Source organism: Streptomyces sp. 63XJN7_1_ISO-PGPR-S23-121 (assembly GCF_056173025.1).
In genome coordinates, this window is record NZ_CM149653.1 from 2306345 (window position 1) to 2322724 (window position 16380).

The 16380-nt window shown below is 74.0% G+C and carries 17 protein-coding genes and 1 pseudogene; 12 read left to right on the forward strand and 6 right to left on the reverse strand.

Translation table 11 applies throughout. The annotated features are described in order from the left end of the window. Positions 1–7 precede the first annotated feature (7 nt). Positions 8–916 carry a homocysteine S-methyltransferase gene (gene mmuM, locus AC0VYN_RS10180; protein ID WP_475535701.1) on the reverse strand — a complete coding sequence of 303 codons (909 nt, stop codon included), beginning with the start codon at positions 914–916 and terminating at the stop codon, positions 8–10. 161 nt (positions 917–1077) lie between these two features. Here mmuM and AC0VYN_RS10185 point away from each other — a divergent pair, with 161 nt between their 5' ends. Genes AC0VYN_RS10185 through AC0VYN_RS10195 form a run of 3 tightly spaced genes read left to right on the forward strand, consistent with a single transcriptional unit; the run spans position 1078 to position 3736 of the window. Next, positions 1078–1917 carry a lysostaphin resistance A-like protein gene (locus tag AC0VYN_RS10185; protein WP_475535702.1) on the forward strand — a complete coding sequence of 280 codons (840 nt, stop codon included), beginning with the start codon at positions 1078–1080 and terminating at the stop codon, positions 1915–1917. Further along, entirely contained in the window at positions 1914–3080 is a 1167-nt protein-coding gene (locus AC0VYN_RS10190) for a sensor histidine kinase (protein ID WP_475535703.1), read from the forward strand. The genes AC0VYN_RS10185 and AC0VYN_RS10190 overlap by 4 nt, the downstream gene beginning before the upstream one ends. Continuing rightward, the gene (locus tag AC0VYN_RS10195) at positions 3077–3736 is read left to right on the forward strand and encodes a response regulator (RefSeq protein WP_385471459.1); all 660 of its coding nucleotides are present in this window, start codon (positions 3077–3079) and stop codon (positions 3734–3736) included. The genes AC0VYN_RS10190 and AC0VYN_RS10195 overlap by 4 nt, the downstream gene beginning before the upstream one ends. Positions 3737–3754: 18 nt before the next feature. On the opposite strand, the gene AC0VYN_RS10200 is transcribed toward AC0VYN_RS10195, so the two are convergent. Further along, the gene (locus AC0VYN_RS10200; RefSeq protein WP_475535704.1) at positions 3755–4291 is read right to left on the reverse strand and encodes a hypothetical protein; all 537 of its coding nucleotides are present in this window, start codon (positions 4289–4291) and stop codon (positions 3755–3757) included. Positions 4292–4408: 117 nt separating this feature from the next. Between AC0VYN_RS10200 and AC0VYN_RS10205 the strand changes: the two genes are divergently transcribed. The 3 genes from AC0VYN_RS10205 to AC0VYN_RS10215 are packed head-to-tail and all read left to right on the forward strand — an operon-like array spanning position 4409 to position 6461. After that, a complete protein-coding gene (locus AC0VYN_RS10205) occupies positions 4409–4879 on the forward strand; it encodes a hypothetical protein (RefSeq protein ID WP_475535705.1) in 471 nt (156 codons plus the stop codon). Continuing rightward, complete coding sequence (locus AC0VYN_RS10210; protein ID WP_475535706.1) at positions 4876–5622, forward strand: isocitrate lyase/PEP mutase family protein; 747 nt, start codon at positions 4876–4878, stop codon at positions 5620–5622. Before AC0VYN_RS10205 ends, AC0VYN_RS10210 begins: the two co-directional genes overlap by 4 nt. Before the next feature lie 35 nt (positions 5623–5657). Continuing rightward, positions 5658–6461, forward strand: coding sequence for an SAM-dependent methyltransferase (locus tag AC0VYN_RS10215; protein WP_475535707.1), 804 nt, complete (start codon positions 5658–5660; stop codon positions 6459–6461). Positions 6462–6473: 12 nt separating this feature from the next. Here the strand turns inward: AC0VYN_RS10215 and AC0VYN_RS10220 are convergent, their stop codons facing one another. Then, the gene (locus AC0VYN_RS10220) at positions 6474–7046 is read right to left on the reverse strand and encodes a TetR-like C-terminal domain-containing protein (RefSeq protein ID WP_475535708.1); all 573 of its coding nucleotides are present in this window, start codon (positions 7044–7046) and stop codon (positions 6474–6476) included. Between the two features lie 152 nt (positions 7047–7198). Between AC0VYN_RS10220 and AC0VYN_RS10225 the strand changes: the two genes are divergently transcribed. Continuing rightward, positions 7199–7648 carry a nitroreductase/quinone reductase family protein gene (locus tag AC0VYN_RS10225; protein WP_475535709.1) on the forward strand — a complete coding sequence of 150 codons (450 nt, stop codon included), beginning with the start codon at positions 7199–7201 and terminating at the stop codon, positions 7646–7648. Between the two features lie 16 nt (positions 7649–7664). Here AC0VYN_RS10225 and AC0VYN_RS10230 read toward each other — a convergent pair whose 3' ends face one another. Then, entirely contained in the window at positions 7665–8921 is a 1257-nt protein-coding gene (locus AC0VYN_RS10230) for an FAD-binding protein (protein WP_475535710.1), read from the reverse strand. Positions 8922–9069: 148 nt separating this feature from the next. On the opposite strand from AC0VYN_RS10230, the gene AC0VYN_RS10235 reads away from it, so the two are divergent. From AC0VYN_RS10235 to AC0VYN_RS10255, 5 genes and pseudogenes are all read left to right on the forward strand, one after another. After that, entirely contained in the window at positions 9070–10389 is a 1320-nt protein-coding gene (locus AC0VYN_RS10235; protein WP_475535711.1) for a radical SAM protein, read from the forward strand. A gap of 389 nt (positions 10390–10778) precedes the next feature. After that, positions 10779–11879, forward strand: coding sequence for a ribosome small subunit-dependent GTPase A (gene rsgA / locus AC0VYN_RS10240; RefSeq protein ID WP_475535712.1), 1101 nt, complete (start codon positions 10779–10781; stop codon positions 11877–11879). A gap of 38 nt (positions 11880–11917) precedes the next feature. Beyond that, positions 11918–13390 carry a DNA-3-methyladenine glycosylase 2 family protein gene (locus AC0VYN_RS10245; RefSeq protein ID WP_475535713.1) on the forward strand — a complete coding sequence of 491 codons (1473 nt, stop codon included), beginning with the start codon at positions 11918–11920 and terminating at the stop codon, positions 13388–13390. Next, the gene (locus AC0VYN_RS10250; protein ID WP_385459636.1) at positions 13387–13899 is read left to right on the forward strand and encodes a methylated-DNA--[protein]-cysteine S-methyltransferase; all 513 of its coding nucleotides are present in this window, start codon (positions 13387–13389) and stop codon (positions 13897–13899) included. The genes AC0VYN_RS10245 and AC0VYN_RS10250 overlap by 4 nt, the downstream gene beginning before the upstream one ends. Positions 13900–14246: 347 nt before the next feature. Further along, positions 14247–14700, forward strand: a pseudogene (locus AC0VYN_RS10255) (methyltransferase domain-containing protein); the annotation flags it as partial. An 84-nt stretch (positions 14701–14784) separates the two neighbouring features. Here AC0VYN_RS10255 and AC0VYN_RS10260 read toward each other — a convergent pair. Next, a complete protein-coding gene (locus AC0VYN_RS10260) occupies positions 14785–15267 on the reverse strand; it encodes a DUF456 domain-containing protein (protein ID WP_475535714.1) in 483 nt (160 codons plus the stop codon). A gap of 68 nt (positions 15268–15335) precedes the next feature. Then, positions 15336–16319, reverse strand: a complete 984-nt coding sequence (locus tag AC0VYN_RS10265) for a helix-turn-helix domain-containing protein (protein ID WP_385459678.1) — start codon at positions 16317–16319, stop codon at positions 15336–15338. Positions 16320–16380 lie beyond the last annotated feature (61 nt).

Genomic DNA, 16380 nt, shown 5'->3' on the forward strand with positions numbered 1-16380 from the left:
TGCCGCGTCAGGCCCGGGCGAGCGCCGCCGCGACCGACGCGATCGCCTCCGGACCCACCCGGCAGCACCCGCCGATCAGCCGCGCCCCGGCGTCCCGCCAGGCCCGCACCCCGTCGGGAGCGAACGTGGAGCGGCCGGTCCAGCCGCGGGCACCGGCGTCCCAGGACTCGCCGCTGTTGGGATAGACGACAACGGGTTTGCCGGTGACCCGGGCGGCCGTCCCGATCGCGCCCGCCGCGTCCTGCGGGGCACAGCAGTTCACACCGACCGCGACCACCTCGTCCGCGTCCGCGGCCAGGGCAAACGCCTCCTCCAGCGGCTGCCCGGCGCGGGTGCGGCCGCCCGCCACGGTGTACGACAGCCAGGCCGGCACGCCCAGTCCGCGCACCGCCCGCAGCAGCGCCGCGGCCTCGTCGGTGTCGGGGACCGTCTCCAGCGCGAGCACGTCCGGCCGGGCGGCGGCCAGGACCTCCAGGCGGGGCCGGTGGAAGCGCTCCAGTCCGTCGACGGTGAGCCCGTACCGGCCCCGGTACTCGGAGCCGTCCGCGAGCATCGCTCCGTAGGGGCCCGCCGACGCCGCCACCCACAGTCGGCGGTCCGCCCTCGCGCGGCGGGCCGCCTCCCGGGCCGACTCCACACTCGACGCCATGAGTTCGGCGGCGCGCCGCCGGCCTACGCCGCGCCGGGCGAAGCCCTCGAAGGTGGCCTGGTAGCTCGCGGTGATCGCCACGTCCGCGCCCGCCTCGAAGTAGGCGAGGTGCGCCCGGGTGATCGCCTCGAGGTCCTCGGCGAGCAGCCGCGCGGACCACAGGCCGTCGCTCAGGTCGTGGCCCGCCGACTCCAGCTGGTTGGACATGCCGCCGTCGAGCACGAGGGGGCGGCCGGAGCCGAGGGCGTCGGCGAAGTCGCTGGTCATGGCACGAGGTTAGCCAGTCCTCGGGCACCGGCCGGGCGGTTGTCCCCCGTGCGAGCTACGGCCAGGTGTCCACCCGGAGGTGACGATCTCCGGCTCCCGGATCCGTAGCGTCCGGTGCAGCGCGTGCGGCACTCGGCCGCCGGCCCGACAAGGGGGTCCCCGTGAGGTTCGTCTGGCAGTTCCTGGCCGTCATGGCGATGTACGCCATCGCCGGCAACGCCGTCAACGCGGTGAAGGAGAACGACGCGCTCACGCTGGTCCTCGGCGTCACGGCGGCGGCGCTGGCGGTGCTGGTGTACGCCTGGGTGGTCCGGCGCACCGAGCACCGGCCCGCCACGGACGTGGCCCGGGAGGGCGCCGTGTCCCGGGCCGGCTGGGGCGTTCTGATCGGCGCCGGGATGTTCGGCGCCGTCATCGTGAACCTCTACACCGCCGGGTACTACGAGGTCGACGGCCTCGGCTCGGTGACGGGCGCGCTGGGGCTGGCCGGCTTCATGGCCGGCGCCGCCGCGACGGAGGAAGTGGTGTACCGCGGTGTGCTGTTCCGCGTCGTCGAGGAGCACATCGGCACCTATCTCGCGCTGGCGCTGACCGGCCTGGTGTTCGGCCTCTCCCACCTGCTCAACGAGCACGCGACCCTGTGGGGCGCGCTCGCCATCGCCATCGAGGCCGGATTCATGCTCGCCGCCGCGTACGCCGCCACCCGCAGTCTCTGGCTGACCATCGGCGTGCACTTCGGCTGGAACTTCGCCGCGGCCGGCGTCTTCAGCACCGAGGTGTCCGGCAACGGCGCCAGCGACGGGCTGCTGGACACCGTGACGTCCGGCCCGGAGCTGCTCACCGGCGGCGAGTTCGGGCCGGAGGGCAGCGTGTACTCGGTGGGCTTCGGGGCGCTGCTGACCCTCGTGTTCCTGTGGCTGGCCCACCGGCGCGGCAACGTCGTGCCGTTCGGCTCCCGGCGTGCCGCGGTCGTCGACTCCGCCGCTAGGCTTCCCCGGTGACAGATCGTCGGCGGGTTCAGGAGTCGTGGCACCGGCTCGATGTCACGGTCCGGGACCTCCCGCTCGGGGTACTGCTCCTCGTCGCCTCGGTCACGCCCGTGTTCCAGGGCAACGGCACGGAGATCGGCGACCTGCCGACGCGGTCCGCCGACGCGCTCACGGGCGTGGCAGCCGCCCTGCAGTGCCTTCCGCTCGCCGTGCGGCGGAGGTTGCCGCTCGTCTGCCTCACCCTGGTGTCGCTCGGCTTCGCCCTCGACCAGCTGCGCGGGTACCACCTCGTCGCGGGCACCGCGCTGCCCGTCGCCCTGCTGAGCGCCGGGTCCTACCTGGAGCGGTACCGGCGCACCACCCTGGTCACCGCCTCCGCGGCGTACTCGGTGCTGGCGGTCGCGCTCCACGAGCGCGGACCGGGCGAACCGGCGGCCGAGTTCGTGACGTTCTACCTGGCGCTCGCCCTCGCGTGGGGCATCGGCGTGTGGATGCGGTCCGCCCGGGCCGCGGAGGCCGAACGCCGCAGCCGCGTCGCCGAGGACGCCCGCAGCGCCGAACGCACCCGGATCGCCCGCGAGCTCCACGACGTCGTCACCCACCACGTGACGGCGATGGTCGTGCAGTCCGAGGCGGCCCGCTATCTGACCGCGACACCCGACCGCCTCGACCGGACCCTGACCGCCGTCAGCGACACCGGCCGGCGCGCCATCACCGATCTGCGGCACCTGCTGGACCTGCTCAACCCCGACCACGGCACCGGTCGAGGCGGCGAGGACAGGACGCCGCCCGTCGGCAGGCTGCTCACGCTCGTCGAGCAGACGCGGCGGGCCGGGCAGCCGGTGGAGTTCACCGAGGATGGCACGCCGCCGGCCTCGACGGGCAGCGCCGACCTCGTGGCCTACCGGGTCGTGCAGGAAGCCCTGACGAACGCACTCAAGCACGACCACGGCGGCCGGACCTCGGTCCGGGTGCGCCATGGCGAAAGGGAGATCACCGTGGAGGTCGGCACGGACGGCTCCGGGGCACGGGACGCCGCCCCCGGCGGCAGCGGGCGCGGCCTGGAGGGTCTGCGTGAACGGGTCGGCGTCCTGGGCGGCGACTTCAGCGCGGGCCGCAGCGCCGCCGGTGGCTTCCTGGTCCGGGCGCGGATACCCGCGGGGGGACCGGCGTGAGCGCGCCCGTCCGGGTCCTGGTCTGCGACGACCAGGCGCTGATCCGCACCGGACTGGCGACGATCATCGACGCGCAGCCCGACCTGGAGGTGGCGGGCGAGTGCGGGGACGGGCGGAGCGCGGTCGAACTGGCCGGCCGGCTGCGCCCGGACGTCGTCGTGATGGACGTGCGCATGCCAATTCTGGACGGCATCGAGGCCACCCGGCTGCTGGCCGGTGCCGGCGTGGAGCACCCCGTGAAGGTGCTCGTGGTGACGACGTTCAACCTGGACGAGTACGTCTACGAGGCGCTGCGGGCCGGAGCGAGCGGGTTCCTGCTCAAGGACGCGCCGCCGGACCGGCTGCTGCACGGCATCCGGACCGTGGCCCTGGGAGCGGCGTTGCTGGATCCCGAGGTGACGCGCCGGCTCGTGGGCCGGTACGCCGCCCGCATCCGGCCCGCCGCGGGCCGCGCCCAGGACATCCCGCTGACGCCCCGCGAACTGGAGGTCCTCCGCCTCATCGCGGACGGCCTGTCCAACAGCGAGATCGCCGCGGCCCTCGTGATCAGCCACGAGACCGTCAAGACCTTCGTGTCCCGCATCCTCACCAAGCTCGGACTGCGCGACCGCGTCCAGGCCGTCGTCTACGCCTACCGGCGGGGCCTGGTCACCTGAGACCCCGCGCCCCGCGGTTCAGCCCTGCAGACGACGGCGCATCTGCGTCAGGCGCCGGTCGTAGTGCAAGTGGTACCAGACCATCCACGTCATGGAGACGACCGCGGCGGCCAGCATCCAGCCGCCGGCGGCCACCGCCCCGGAGGCGAGCCACAGGGCCGCGGTGCCGAAGAAGATCACGGCGAGGAGGGGGAGCGCCCACCAGCGGTGGCGCCGCAGCCGCCGCTGGCGGGAGTCGACCAGCGCCGCCAGCGCCCGCCGTCGCGCGGGCTCCTCGGGCGGCGGCGCGCCCTTGAGGATCTGCCGCTCCATGACGGGTACGTCGTCCGGTTCGGTACCGGTGGCGCGGGCGTCGCGGTTGCGGCGCCGTCGTACCAGCCACACGACGAAACAGCTCGTCAGCGCCGCGCTCACGAGGGCCGGCAGCCATCCCGAGGCCCCGTTCAGGGCCATGCGGGTCACGAGCCCGATGACCAGGACCATCAGGCCCATCACCCATAACTTGTCCTGCCACCGCCGCTCGGGGCGGCCGTCCCGTCGCTCGATGCTCGCCATGTCCACCTTCCGGCCGGTCGAAGTAGCCGATGACTCGGGGTGACCCTCCGGGTACCCGCCCGAAGGTCCGGGACACTTCGGCGGGGACCGAAGCAACGGGACCGTAGCGTCGGGGACATGAGCGACACGAACACCGCCACCGAGACCCTCGCGCCCGCCGACGCCGTCACCGGCATGGTCGACCACGTCCTCGCCCTGGCCACCACCTGGACCGGCTGGGACGGGGAACCCGCCCACGTCGACGACCGGGTCTACACCCCGCACAAGGCCGTCCGGCGCGTCACCGACCACCTGATCGACCATCTCGCGGAGCTGGAGGCGCGGTTGGCGGGGGAGCCGCCGCAGCCCGACCACTGGCACGCCTCCGGCATCACGACGGACGCGGACCGCGCGCCGTTCACCCGGGAGGATCTGGAGGAGGCCCGCAGCCGCCTCACCCGGCTCGCCCGGATCTGGGCCAACCGCCTCGACGCGCTCACCGGCGAACAGCTCGACCACTCGCCCGGCGAGGGCTGGAGCTTCCGCGAACTCGCCACGCACGTCGCGGAGTCCGCGTACTACGCCGACGCCGTGGGAGACCTGTCGTGACCGCCTTCGCCGACCTGCACCGCGAGGGGGAGCCCCTGCTGCTGCCGTGCGCCTGGGACCACGCCTCGGCGCTGCTGCTCGCCGGCCAGGGCTTCGCGGCCGTCGGCACCACCAGCCTGGGTGTCGCGGCGGCGCACGGACTGCCCGACGGGGCGTCGGCGACCCGCGAGGAGACGCTCCGGCTGGCTCGAGACCTGGGATCGGCGCCGTTCCTCCTCTCCGTCGACATGGAGAGCGGCTTCAGCGACGAGCCCGACGAGGTCGCGGAGCTGGCACGGCGGTTGGCGGCCGCCGGCGCCGTCGGCGTCAACCTGGAGGACGGCCTCGGCCCCGTCGACCGGCACGCGGCGAAGATCGCCGCGGTCAGGGCGGCGGCCCCCGGCCTCTTCGTCAACGCCCGCACCGACACGTACTGGCTCGGCGACGGCGAGGGGACGTCACGGCGCCTCGACGCCTACCGGCAGGCGGGCGCCCACGGCCTCTTCGTCCCCGGGGTGGCCGACCCGCGCACGATCTCCGCGCTGGTCCGGCGGCTCGACGTCCCCCTCAACGTCCTCTGGACACCGGCCGGCCCCTCCCTGCCGCACCTCACCGACCTCGGGGTGCGCCGGGTGAGTCTGGGCTCGCTGCTGTACCGGCGCGCGCTCGGCGCCGCCCTGGACGCCGTGGCCGACATCCGGTCCGGGCGGGCTCCCGGCGGAACGGTGCCGAGCTACGACGACGTGCGAAAGCTGGGTAGTTGACCCCCTGGAGTGTCGCTCTGTGTGAAGCTGTCCCCATGGATCACCCGCGTGATGAAGTCAGGGCCAGGCTGCAGACCGATCGCCCGCACTCCGCCCGTGTCTGGAACTACCTGCTGGGCGGCAAGGACAACTACCCCGTCGACAGCCAGGTCGGCGACGTCATCCTGTCGACCTTCCCGGAGTTCGCGGCCGTCGCACGGCTGCAACGGAAGTTCCTGGGGCGCGCCGTGCGCTTCCTGGTCGAGGAGGCCGGCATCCGCCAGTTCCTCGACATCGGCACCGGCCTGCCCACCGCGGACAACACCCACGAGCTGGCCCAGCGCATCGCGCCGGAGAGCCGCATCGTCTACGTCGACAACGACCCCCTCGTCCTGACGCACGCCGAGGCGCTGCTCACCAGCAGCGAGGAGGGGGCCTGCGCCTACATCGACGCCGACGTGCGCGACCCCGACCGGATCCTCGCCGAGGCCGCCAAGACCCTGGACTTCGACCGGCCCATCGGCCTGACCATGCTGGGCATCATGGGGCAGGTCGCCGACGAGGAGCGGCCCGGCGAGCTGGTCGCCCGGCTGGTGGCGGCACTGCCGCCGGGCAGCTACCTCGCCCTGAGCGACGGCACGAACAGCAACCCCGCGCTCAACACGGCCGTCGAGACCTACAACGGGCAGTCGGCCAACACCTACCACCTCCGCTCCCCGCAGGAGATCGCCGGCTACTTCGCCGGGCTCGACCTCGTCGAACCCGGTGTGGTCGCGACCGCCTCCTGGCGCCCGGACGGCATCCCGTCCACGGAGTCCACCGCCGAGGTCGCCGTGTCCGGCGTCGCACTCAAGGCCTGAGCGGGCGCCCGGTCAGCCGCCGGACGGCCAGTGCTCCAGCGCGACGTGCAGCGCGTCCACGGCCCTGTCCCACGACGCCTGGACGTCCCGCGGGGCGCCGAAGGCCCCGGCGGCCTCCAGGGCGCAGTAGCCGTGGAAGGTACTGCGCAACAGGCGTACGGCGTCGGTGAGATCGGGCTCGTCGAGGCCGTACGCGCGCAGCATCCCGTAGGTGATCTCCGCGGTGCGGCGCAGCGCGGGGGAGTCGGCGGCGACAGGCCGGTCGACCCGGATCTGGGTCGCGGCGTACCGGCCGGGGTGGCTCAGCGCGTACGCCCGGTACGCGCCGGCGAAGGCGGCCAGCGCCTCCTTGCCGGCCCGCCCGGCGACCGCCTCCGCGATCTCCTCGATCAGCTCGCCGCCCGCCAGCAGTGCCATCCGAACGCGCAGATCCCGCAGAGAGCGGACGTGGGTGTACAGGCTCGCGTCCTTCACCCCCAGGCGCCGGGCCAGCGCGGAGACGGTGACGCTCTCGAAACCCGTCTCGTCGGCGAGGTCGGCGGCGGCCGCGACGACGCGCTCGGTCGTGAGGCCGGCTCGGGGCATGGGTCCACCTCTCCGGCGGGTGCGCGTGCTTCGCGGGGTTTCCAGCCCGCATCCTAGGACAGGCGCGGGTCCGCGCCCCGGCCGACCGGCCCGCACGCACCGGCCTCCCGGATCTCTCGCGAAGGCGCGGCGGCTGTGGCAGATTGACCGGCATGGACCCGTCGACGATGAGCACCGAGCAGCGCAACGAGCTCAACCGCCAGGTCGCCGAGCAGTTCCGCGCGCAGCGGGGCAGCGGGAAGATCGGCGAGATGATGCACGCCGACCGGATGCTCCTGCTCACCCACACCGGGGCCCGCAGCGGCACGCGCCGCACCACCCCGATGGGCTTCTGGCGGCTCGACGGCGACCGCGTGACCGTCGTCGCCTCCAACATGGGGGCGCCGCGGCACCCGGACTGGTTCCACAACGTCGTGGCCCACCCCGACGTCACCGTCGAACTCGGCCCGGACGCCTATCCGGCCGTCGCCACCGTCCTGGACGCACCCGAACGCGACCGGCTGTGGCCGCTGCTGCTCGAACAGGCGCCGTTCTTCGCCCAGCACCAGGAGCAGGCCGGCCGCGCCATCCCCCTGGTGGAGCTCCGCCGCACCGCCGGCTGACCGCCGACCGCCCGCCTCAGCCGGCCAGCACCCCGCGCACGAACGCGTTGGTGAACTTGCCCCGCGGGTCCAGGTCCGCGACGAGCCCCCCGAAGTCGCCGAGCCGCGGATACCGGGCGCGCAGCACGGCCGGTGGAGTGGTGAACACCTTCCCCCAGTGCGGCCGGGCGCCGAACCCGTCCAGCGCCGCCTCCACCCGCCGCACCACCGGCAGCACCGCCTCCGTGTCCGCCACCCAGGTGAAGTGCACGGCCACCGTGTCCCGCCCGTACGCGGGGCTCAGCCACTGCTCGTCGGCGGCGACCGTGCGGACCTCGCAGGTCTGGAGCACCGGCGCGACACCGTCCCGTATCGAGGCCAGCGCGCGCAGGGCGTCCACGGCGTGCTCGCGCGCCATCAGGTACTCCGACTGGAGCTCGTCGCCGCTGCTGGGCACGAACTCCGCGCGGAAGTGCGGCAGCCGCTCGTGCCAGGGCCCCGCCACCCCGAACTGGTCGGTGCAGTTCACCGCGGGCATCCCCGGCACCGGATGCATCTTCCCGACGGCCGGCGTCGCCCACGGGAAGCCGGGCAGCGGCCGGTCGGTGCGCCGCTTGAGCCACACCTGCCGGAAACCCGGCGCCCGCCAGTCCGTGAACAGGCTCACGCTGTACGCCGCCGCCATCACCGTGTCGAAGCCCGGGCCGTCCACGGCGGCCGGCGGCAGCTCGGTGAAGACGTGCTGCTCGACCTCGTACGCCGGCTCCAGGTCCAGGGTGAGGGCGGTCACGACGCCGAGCGCGCCGAGCGAGGTGACCGCGCCGCCGAACCGTTCCTCCCCGCGTGCCAGGGTCAGCGCCGAGCCGTCCGCCGTGACCAGTTCCACCTCGCGCACCGCCGACGCCAGCGGCCCGTTGCCCACGCCGGAGCCGTGCGTGCCGGTCGCCACCGACCCGGCGACCGAGATGTGCGGCAGCGAGGCCATGTTCGGCAGGGCCAGTCCGCGCGCGTGCACCAGCCGGGCCAGCTCCGCGTACCGGACGCCGCCGCCCACCCGCACCGTGCGGGCGGCCGTGTCCACGTCCACCTCGGGCGGCAGTGCGGCCAGGGAGAGCAGCGCCCCCTCGGCGCCCGGGTCGGCGATCCCGTTGAAGGAGTGCCCGCTGCCCAGCACCCGCACCCGCGGGCTGCGCGCCACCGCGCTCCGCAACTCCTCAACCGACCGCGGCCGCAGCAGTTCGCCGGCCCGGTATGTGATGTTGCCGGCCCAATTGGTCACGGCGGTGACGGTCATACCGCAGCCCTCCCGAAGCTCCACGAGGACCAGGAGTCCTCCCGCCGGAAACCTACCTGGCGCGCCGGGAGGGGCCCCGGGCGGCCGGACGTCCGGCCGGGGGCATACCGTGAGAAGTCGAACGCCTGAGCCGGGAGGAGACAACGGGATGGACAGCCGTACCGCGCTGGTCGAGGATCTGATGGAGCGGTTCCCGCACGTGCCGCGCGAGGCCGTCTTCAAGGAGGACCTCCTTCGGGGCGGTGTGGCCTTCGACCCCTCCGCGCTGAGTGACAACGAGGACGGCGAGGTCAAGCCGAAGTCGTACTTCATCTTCTCCTTCGACCACGGCACCCTGCCCGAGCTGGGCGAGGCCGCGCTGCGCCGCCCGCCCGAGGAGATCATCCTCACCGGCGGCCCCTACGACCTGCGCCGCACGGTGGTCTCGGTCCGCGTGAACCCGGCCTCCCCCTACCGCGTCGCCGCCGACGAGCACGGCCAGCTCGGTCTCTACCTCGACGGCGGGCGGATCTCCGACGTCGGCGTGCCGCCGATGCCCGAGTACTACCGGCACACCCTCTCCAACGGGAAGTCGGTCATGGAGGTGGCCCCGACCATCCAGTGGGGCTACCTGATCTACCTGACCGTCTTCCGGGTCTGCCAGTACTTCGGCGCCAAGGAGGAGTGCCAGTACTGCGACATCAACCACAACTGGCGCCAGCACAAGGCGGCCGGACGCCCCTACACGGGCGTGAAGGACGTCGAGGAGGTGCTGGAGGCCCTCGAGATCATCGACCGCTACGACACGGCGAAGACCTCCACCGCCTACACCCTCACCGGCGGCGCCATCACCAAGACCGTCTCCGGACGCGACGAGGCCGACTTCTACGGCCACTACGCCAAGGCCATCGAGGAGCGCTTCCCCGGCCGCTGGATCGGCAAGGTCGTCGCCCAGGCCCTGCCCAAGGCGGACGTGCAGCGCTTCAAGGACTACGGCGTGCAGATCTACCACCCCAACTTCGAGGTGTGGGACGAGTACCTGTTCAAGATGTACTGCCCCGGCAAGGAGCGCTACGTCGGTCGCGACGAGTGGCACCGGCGCATCCTCGACTCCGCCGACGTCTTCGGCGCGCGCAACGTCATCCCGAACTTCGTCGCGGGCGTGGAGATGGCCGAGCCCTTCGGCTTCAAGACGGTCGACGAGGCCATCGCGTCCACCACCGAGGGCCTGCGCTTCTTCATGTCGCACGGCATCACGCCCCGCTTCACCACCTGGTGCCCCGAGCCCACCACACCGCTGGGCAAGGCCAACCCGCAGGGCGCGCCGCTGGAGTACCACATCCGGCTGCTCCAGGCCTACCGGCAGACGATGGAGGACTTCGGCCTGTCCTCGCCCCCCGGCTACGGCCCGCCCGGCGCCGGCAACGCGGTCTTCTCCGTCAGCTCCTTCATGGACAGCCTGCCGGCGGACGAGCCCGTCCAGGCCTGACCCGACGAGCTCCGGGGGGCCGAACCGGGACGACGACCCGGCCCGGCCCCCCCCGGACACGTCCCCATCGTCCAGCCGGGGTGGGGACCCTAGTGCGCGCGACCTCGTGCACGGCGCCATTCATGGCGAAGCGGAAAAGCGATGGCGTCCGGAGGGCGTGCCCCTCTATGGTTGCGGCGTGAACACGCGGCGCCGGTCGGCTGCCGCGGTCGGCTCGATCGAGGACGGAGGTGTGACCGATGGCCGTGTCTGTGACGGGTGCTTGCCGCACCCACGAGTCCGTCCACTCCACCTCCCCGGCCGCCGGCTGACCTCACCTCACTTCTCCGCCGCGCCCGCACCTGCACCGGTGCGCGCGGCCGCCGGGGCCACCCTTCGAAGGGTCACCCTTGACTTCCACCTCCGCTTTCTCCGCCCACTCCGCCCTGGCTCCCTACGGCTGGGACGAGGACTGGGCCGACGCGTTCGCCCCCCACGCGGCCGAAGGGCTGCTGCCCGGCCGCGTGGTCCGGGTCGACCGCGGCCAGTGCGACGTCGTCACCGCCGACGGAGTACTGCGCGCCGACACCGCGTTCGTCACCCCGCACGACCCGCTGCGCGTCGTCTGCACCGGTGACTGGGTCGCCGTCGAACCGGACGGCAACCCGCGCTACGTCCGCACGTACCTGCCACGCCGCACCGCCTTCGTGCGCTCCACCTCCTCCAAGCGGTCCGAGGGCCAGATCCTCGCGGCCAACGTCGACCACGCCGTGGTCGCCGTGTCGCTGGCCGCCGAGCTCGACCTCGCCCGGATCGAACGGTTCCTCGCGCTCGCCTGGGAGTCCGGGGCACAACCCGTGGTCGTCCTCACCAAGGCCGACCTGGTCACCGACCCGGTGACCCTGGCGTACCTCGTCCAGGACGTCGAGACGGCCGCCCCGGGCGTGCCGGTGCTGTCCGTCAGCGCCGCGCACGGCGAGGGGCTGGACGTCCTCGCCGCCGTCGTCGCCGGCGGCACGGCCGTGCTCCTCGGACAGTCCGGCGCGGGCAAGTCCACTCTCGCCAACGCGCTGCTCGGCGAGGACGTGATGGACGTCCGGGCCACCCGGGACGTCGACGGCAAGGGACGCCACACCACCACCACCCGCAACCTCCTCGCCCTGCCCGGCGGGGGAGTGCTGATCGACACCCCGGGGCTGCGGGGCGTCGGGCTCTGGGACGCCGGCGACGGGGTCGGACAGGTCTTCGCCGAGATCGAGGAGCTGGCGCGGCGGTGCCGGTTCCACGACTGCGCCCACGAGAGCGAGCCGGGCTGCGCCGTCCTCGCCGCCGTCGACGGCGGCGAGCTGTCCGAGCGGCGGCTGGAGAGCTACCGCAAACTGCTGCGGGAGAACCAGCGCATCGTCGCCAAGACCGACGCCCGGCTGCGGGCCGAGATCCGCAAGGAGTGGAAGCGCCGCGGCGCCATCGGGAAGGCGGCGATGGAGGCCAAGCGGGGACGCGCCCGGTAGCGGCCCCCGCACGGCCCCGCGCCACGGCCTCCCACACGATGTCCGATTTCCGCCAGCCCGGCCCGCCGGACTGGCGGAGACTGGACGGTGTGACGGAGAACCCGAGGCACCCCGAACACCTCCCGGACGAGGACAGCCGGTACGAGGCCGTCCGCAGCCGTGACGCCCGGTTCGACGGGGCGTTCTTCTTCGCCGTAGAGACCACCGGCATCTACTGCCGGCCGAGCTGCCCGGCCGTCACGCCGAAGCGGCGCAACGTGCGGTTCTTCGCGACGGCCGCCGCCGCGCAGGGCTCCGGGTTCCGGGCCTGCCGGCGGTGCCGCCCGGACGCCGTTCCGGGCTCGGCCGACTGGAACGTGCGCGCCGACGTCGTCGGCCGGGCCATGCGGCTCATCGGCGACGGCGTCGTCGACCGCGAGGGCGTCGCCGGACTCGCCGGCCGGCTGGGCTACAGCGCCCGCCAGGTCCAGCGCCAGCTCACCGCCGAGCTCGGCGCCGGACCCGTGGCCCTGGCCCGCGCCCAGCGGGCACACACCGCGCGCGTCCTGCTCCAGACCACCGGCCTGCCCGTCACCGAGATCGCCTTCGCCTCGGGATTCGCCAGCGTCCGCCAGTTCAACGACACGATCAGGGCCGTGTACGCGGCCACCCCGAGCGGCGTCCGCGCCGCCGCCCCGGCCCGCGACCGGGCCACCCGGGCGGCCACCCCGTCCGCCGGCATCCCGCTGCGGCTCGCCCACCGCGGCCCCTACCGCGCCGGACCCGTCTTCGACCTGCTCCAGCGCGAGGCGGTCGCCGGGATCGAGGAGGTGAGCGGCCCGCCCGGCCGCCGCGTCTACCGGCGCACCCTGCGCCTGCCCTACGGCACCGGGATTGTCGCCGTCGAGGAACGGCCCGGCCGCCCGGGGACCGGCAGCGGCGGCTGGCTGGACGCCCGCCTGCACCTCACCGACCTGCGCGACCTGACCACCTCCGTGCAGCGGCTGCGACGGCTGTTCGACCTCGACGCCGACCCGTACGCCGTCGACGAGCGGCTCGGCGCCGATGCCCGGCTCGCCCCGCTGGTCGCCGCCCGCCCCGGACTGCGCTCACCGGGCACCGCCGACCCCGACGAGCTCGCCGTGCGCGCCCTCGTGGGACGGACGGAGGCCGAGCGGCTGGTCCAGCGGTACGGCAAGGCACTCGACGCGCCCTGCGGCGCCCTGACCCACCTCTTCCCGGAACCGGCCGTCCTCGCCGGGGCCGAGCTGCACGGCGCCCCCGGTGCCCTCGCCGCCGCCCTCGCCGACGGCGCCGTGCGCCTGGACCCGGGCGCCGACCGGGACGACGCCGAGCACGCGCTGCTCGCCGTGCCCGGGGTGGACGCCCGTACGGCCGCCGTCATCCGCACCCGCGCCCTCGGCGACCCCGACGTCGCCCCGCCCGGCCCCGCCGTCCCCGACACCTGGCGCCCCTGGCGCTCGTACGCACTGAACCACCTGCGCGCAGCAGGAGAGTGGGAGCAGCAATGACCACCACGGCCACCTCCGTCACGTACTGGAGCGAACTCGACAGCCCCGTCGGCAGGCTCCTGCTCACCGCCGGCCCGGACGGGGCGATCACCTCCCTGTCCGTGCCCGGGCAGAAGGGCGGCCGCAGCGTCCAGGACGGCTGGCGGCACGACGCCGGGCCGTTCCGGGAGGCCGCGGCGCAGCTCGCCGCCTACTTCGCCGGGGAGCCGGTGGAGTTCCGGCTGCCGCTGCGCGCCGAGGGCACCGCCTTCCGGGAGCGCGTGTGGGCCGCCCTGGACACCGTGCCCCGCGGGACGACCACGACGTACGGCGAGATCGCCGCGCGCATCGGCGCACCCCGTCCCGCGGTGCGCGCCGTCGGCGGTGCGATCGGCGCGAACCCCCTGCTGATCCTGCGCCCCTGTCACCGCGTGATCGGCGCCGACGGCTCCCTGACCGGGTACGCGGGCGGCCTGGACCGCAAGACGCGGCTGCTCACCCTGGAGGGTGTCCGGCTCCGGGTTCCGTAACCGACGGCCGGCGTGGGTCCGGGCGGGAATGTTCGTGATGCCACACGGCGGGCCGATAAACCGCATTCAACTGATTGTCACTGCTTCGAGGTGAGCATCTCGTCTCCCCGGCGGACGGGGCCGGTCCAGGGGCTAGCTTCGGCACGTGGAGGGATTGCCGTGATCCCTCCACCCGTTGCCCACCCCTCCCTGTCTCCCGGCCGGCGCACCCGTGTGCGCCGGGCGCCCCGTCGTGCAAGGAGAAAGCCCCTCGATGTCCCTCGACAGCATCCCGGAAGCCCGGACCGCGTCCGGCGCGCCGCAGCAGTCCCTGAGCACCGCCGCCGCCCGCAACCTCGCCACCACCACTGCGGATCGCGGACCGCGTCCGCTCCCGCGTGTGCGACATGCTCGACACCCCCTTCGACAAGGGCAGCGTCACCGCCTCGTGGGAACAACGAGTCGACCATGTACGTCGACCTCCACGACCTGTTCGCCGAGCACTCCCGCTTCCTGAAGGCCGGCGGCCGGTACGTGACGATCACCGGCTGCTGGAACCCCCGCTACGGCCAGCCGTCGAAGTGGGTCTCCCGGATCAACGCCCACTTCGAGTGCAACATCCACTCCCGGCGCGAGTACCTGCGCGCCATGGCCGACAACCGGCTGGTGCCGCACACCATCGTCGACCTCACCCCGGACACCCTGCCCTACTGGGAGCTGCGGGCCACGTCCTCGCTGGTCACCGGCATCGAGGAGGCGTTCATCGAGTCGTACCGCGACGGCTCCTTCCAGTACGTCCTGATCGCGGCCGACCGGGTGTGAGCCCGGCCTCGCGGGGCCGGGTCCCCACCGTCGGACCCGGCCCCGCGAGGTGCGGCCCGGCCGGCGCCGGCCGGCGCGAGGCACCTAGCCGGCCAGCACGGCCCCGAGCCACGCGCCGGTCACCAGCAGGCACGCGAACAGCTCCGTCAGCACGCTCGTGCCGCCCGAGCGCATCGCGGTCCGCAGGGCCGCCACCGCCTCGCCGTGCCGGCCCAGCCGCAGCCGTTCGGCCAGGTAGATGCCGCCCATGAAGCCGGGGATCGCCCCGATCACGGGGACCAGCACGAAGCCGAGGAACGCCCCGGCACCCGCGTACGCGGCCATGCGGTGGGTGACCTCGTCCGAGCGCGGCGAGCGGGCGGGCAGCGTCCAGCGCACCGCCCGGGACAGGAGCAGCACGGCCGTCGAACCCACCAGGACGAACCAGGAGACCGGCTGCGGATCCTTCAGCGACCACCACAGGACCCCGGCCCACACCAGCCACGACCCCGGCATGCCGGGCAGCAGCACGCCGCACAGCCCGAGCAGAATGACCAGGCCGGACAGCAGGAGGTCCCACGCTCCCATCTGTCCAGGGTGCAGGAGGTCCGCCCGGTCCGCAGATCCGCGCGCCGAGCGCGCTCCGCGCGGGTCCGTCAGCGGGTCCGGGACACCCAGCCCCGCTCGTACGCGTGCCAGCCCAGTTGCAGCCGGGTCGTCACCCCGGTCAGCTCCATCAGCCGCTTGACCCGGCGCTGCACCGTCCGCAGCCCCAGGTCGAGCTGCTTGGCGACGCTCGCGTCGGTCAGGCCGGCCAGCAGCAGGGAGAGTATCTCCAGATCGGTGCCGTCGGGTCCGTCGGGACCGTGCTCCGTCACACCCGCCGCGCCGAGCCGCAGCGGCAGCGCCTCCCGCCACACCGAGTCGAACAGGCCCGACAACAGCTCCAGCAGCCCGCTGGCGTGCACGACCAGCGCGGCCGGTTCCGCGGAGTGCGCGGTGAGCGGCACCAGGGCGAGCGCCCGGTCGGCGATCACCAGCTTGGTCGGCACCCGGTCCACCACCCGCACCTGCTCGTCACGGCCCAGCGCGGCGGTGAGCTCGGTGATGCCGGTCGGCGCGTCCAGGACCGACCGTTCGACCACCACCCGGTAGCGGACCCCGCGCTCGGTGGCCTGCTCCTCCGCGTCGTTCTCCATGCCGGTGACGGCGACGGGCCTGCCGGTGACCAGCGCGCACACCTCCTCGCTCGCGCCGAGCTGGAGCTGCAGGAAGCGCCGCGCCACCGCCGCCGCGCCGATCACCACCTCGACCAGGTCGTGCACCGCCGGTTCGCCCGCCGCCACCCGGTACTCCTCGGCCAGCAGCGCCGCCGCCACCTCCGCCCGGTCCAGCTCGTGCCGCTGCTGGGTGAGCAGCGCGCCCAGCGCCACGCCCGGCGGCGCGGCGACCCAGCGGCCGGGCCGGGCCGAGGACTGGGCCACCAGACCGTTCTGTTCCAGCCGCCGCAGCGCGCGCTCCGTGTCCTGCTCGCCGAGCGCCAGTCTCCGCGCCAGATCGGGCACGTCGGCCGCCCCCACGGACACCAGCGCCCGGTAGGCCGACTCGTGCGTGTCCTCCAGCCCCAGCACTCCCAGCATCAGGCGCCGCCCCTCCCCGAAGATCACCCGCATTCTGCCGTGCCGGCCCATGGCGGAAAAC